We start from the raw sequence: 2,845 nt of genomic DNA on the forward strand, positions 1-2,845 counted from the left end.
CGTCGCGACCCGGCCGAGGCGGCGGCCGGCGCAGCGGCGGCCACGCGCGGCACCGCCCGGGTGGAGCGGCCGCGGCCGCTCGGTGCCGGCGCCGAGCGGGTCGGCGGGGCGGGAACGGGAGCGTCGGGCCCGGCGGCCAGGAAGTCGCGGACCTGCGGCATCGACCAGCGCCGTGCGGGGTCGGTGGCCATCGTGGCGTGCAGGAGCGGACCGAGCCAGCCCGGGTCCGAGACCCGCGGCGGCTCCTCGTGCACGATCCGGTAGAGCGCGCCGAGCAGGTTCTCGCCCACGTCGTACGGCGGGTGCCCGGCGAGGGCGTGGAAGAGCGTGGCCCCCAGGGACCAGACGTCGCTGGCCTCGCTGGCGGGCTGCCCGGAGGCGACCTCGGGGGCGAGGTAGGCCGGCGAGCCGGTCACCAGGCCGGTCCGGGTCAGCGTCAGGTCGGTGCCGCCACGGGCGATGCCGAAGTCGGTGAGCTTCACCTCGCCGTCCGGCGTCACCAGGATGTTGGAGGGCTTCACGTCGCGGTGCACGATCCCGGCCTCGTGGGCGGCGGCGAGCGCGTCCGCGGCCTGGCTGAGAAGAGTGGCGGCCTGGTCGGGGGACAGCGACCCGGCGGAGCGCACCAGGTCGGCGAGGGTCGAGCCGGCGACGTGCTCCATCACCAGCCACTGGTCCTCGCCCTCGCGCAGCAGGTCGAAGACCGCCACGACGTGCGGGTGGTTGAGGCGCGCGGCGAGCCGCGCCTCGCGGCCGGCGCGCTCGAGGGAGACGTCCGGGTCGTCGTGGCCGGCAGCCGGTCCGATCCGCTTGAGGGCGACCTCGCGTCCGAGCACCTCGTCGCGGCCGAGCCACACGGCTCCCATGCCCCCTCGGCCGATCTCGCGCACGAGCGAGTACCTGCCTGCGATCACCAGCTGTCCTTCCCACCGAGTCCGTCCGGGCCCGTCGGGCCACTGTAGACGTCGTGTGGGTGCGCGCCCGGCTGGCTGGTCACCTGGGCCATGAGGCAGGCTTGACCCGAGCAACGACGACCCGGAAAGGCCTCCTGTGCCCATCGACCCCACCCTCCTGGACGACCTCGAGTGGCGCGGCCTCGTCGCGCACTCGACGGACCTCGACGCCCTGCGCGCGGCGCTGGCCGAGGGGAGCGTGCGGTACTACGTGGGCTTCGACCCCACCGCCCCGAGCCTGCACATGGGCAACCTGCTGCAGATCGTCACCGCGATGCGCCTCCAGCGCGCCGGGCACACGCCCTTCGTCCTGGTGGGCGGCGCGACCGGTCTGATCGGTGACCCGCGCGACTCCGGCGAGCGCACCCTGAACTCCCTCGACACCGTCAACGACTGGGTACGCCGGGTCCGCGGACAGATCGAGCCCTTCCTCGCCTTCACCGGCGAGAACGCCGCGACGATGGTCAACAACTACGACTGGACCGCGAGCCTTTCGACCATCGACTTCCTGCGCGACGTCGGCAAGCACTTCCCGGTGAACCGGATGCTCGCCCGTGACGTGGTGAAGCGGCGCCTCGAGGACGGCATCAGCTACACGGAGTTCAGCTACGTGCTGCTCCAGTCGATGGACTTCCTCAACCTCTTCCGCGACCACGGCGTCACGCTGCAGTTCGGCGGCTCGGACCAGTGGGGCAACCTCACCAGCGGGGTCGAGCTGATCCGGCGCGCCGAGGGCGGACGGGCACACGCCTTCGCCACGCCGCTGATCACCAAGGCCGACGGCACCAAGTACGGCAAGACCGAGGGCGGTGCCCTCTGGTTGGACCCGCAGATGATGTCGCCGTACGCCTTCTTCCAGTTCTGGCTGAACGTCGAGGACGAGAAGGTGGTGGAGCTGCTCAAGGCCTTCACCTTCCTGTCCCGCGAGGAGATCGAGGCGCTGGAGGAGACCCACCGGGAGAAGCCGTTCCTCCGTGCGGCGCAGAAGGCGCTGGCCGAGCAGGTGACCACCCTGGTGCACGGGGCGGAGGAGACCGCGCGGATCAAGGCGGCCTCGGCGGCCCTGTTCGGTGGGGGAGACCTCTCCGGGCTGGGGGGCGAGACCCTGGGTGCCGCGCTGCGTGAGGCCGGGTCGATCACCGTCGACGGCGCTGAGCTCCCGAGCGTGGTGGACCTGCTCGTCGACACCGGGCTCGCGAAAAGCCGGGGCGAGGCGCGGCGCACCATCACCGAGGGCGGGGCCTACCTGAACAACGTGAGGGTCGAGGACGCCGAGGCCGTGCCCGCGCGAACCGATCTGATCGACGGCGCATGGCTCGTGCTGCGCCGGGGTAAGAAGAAGTTCGCCGGCGTCGAGGTCCGCTGACCCAGCCGGTCGGCCCGGTGGCGCAGACGCCGCTGGCCGTGGTGGGCGGCGTCACGCCGCCCCGAGTTGTGTGCCCGAGGCCCCGGCACGTAATCTTCTCGTCGTTGCCCAGTGCAGCGGGGTGCCGGTCCGGTCTAGGGCTGGTGGCTTGCTGGTGTGGGTGGCCGTCTCGTTCGTGACTGTGTCATGGCGCCGCGTGCGGTGGCCTGCGCTCGGGCGGGGGAGGGGCTAAAACCCCGAATTGCTTGACCGGCGGTTGTGAGGCAAGATTCTCCACGGAGAAACTCGCCGAATAGCCGAGAATGTTTTCCAGCTTTTCCAGGCCTTGAATTATTGGGTGTGGGAAACGGGAAATGGGCCGGTTTGCAAGGCGGGAAAGTCCGAGGTAAAGTAGTGCACGCCCCGAGGGGGAGGCCGAGAGGCCGACTATCGGGTGTGTCTGATCCTTGAGAACTCAACAGTGTGTCATATAGTCGACGAATTAGTTTGTTATGCCCCGTCGACATGATCTTGGCTTTGCCTTGGT

2 protein-coding genes are annotated in these 2,845 nt (G+C 70.5%); one reads left to right on the forward strand and one right to left on the reverse strand.

Going from position 1 to position 2,845, the window contains the following annotated elements; genetic code table 11:
• Window positions 1–914: serine/threonine-protein kinase (locus HOQ23_RS20440; protein WP_172217477.1), on the reverse strand; the 914-nt coding region annotated here is incomplete at its 3' end.
• Window positions 915–1,050: 136 nt separating this feature from the next.
• Between HOQ23_RS20440 and tyrS the strand changes: the two genes are divergently transcribed.
• A complete protein-coding gene (tyrS, locus tag HOQ23_RS20445; protein WP_172217479.1) occupies window positions 1,051–2,319 on the forward strand; it encodes a tyrosine--tRNA ligase in 1,269 nt (422 codons plus the stop codon).
• Window positions 2,320–2,845: the final 526 nt, after the last annotated feature.

This window comes from Nocardioides sp. zg-DK7169 (assembly GCF_013155365.1).
In the GTDB taxonomy this organism is placed as follows: Bacteria; Actinomycetota; Actinomycetes; order Propionibacteriales; family Nocardioidaceae; genus Nocardioides.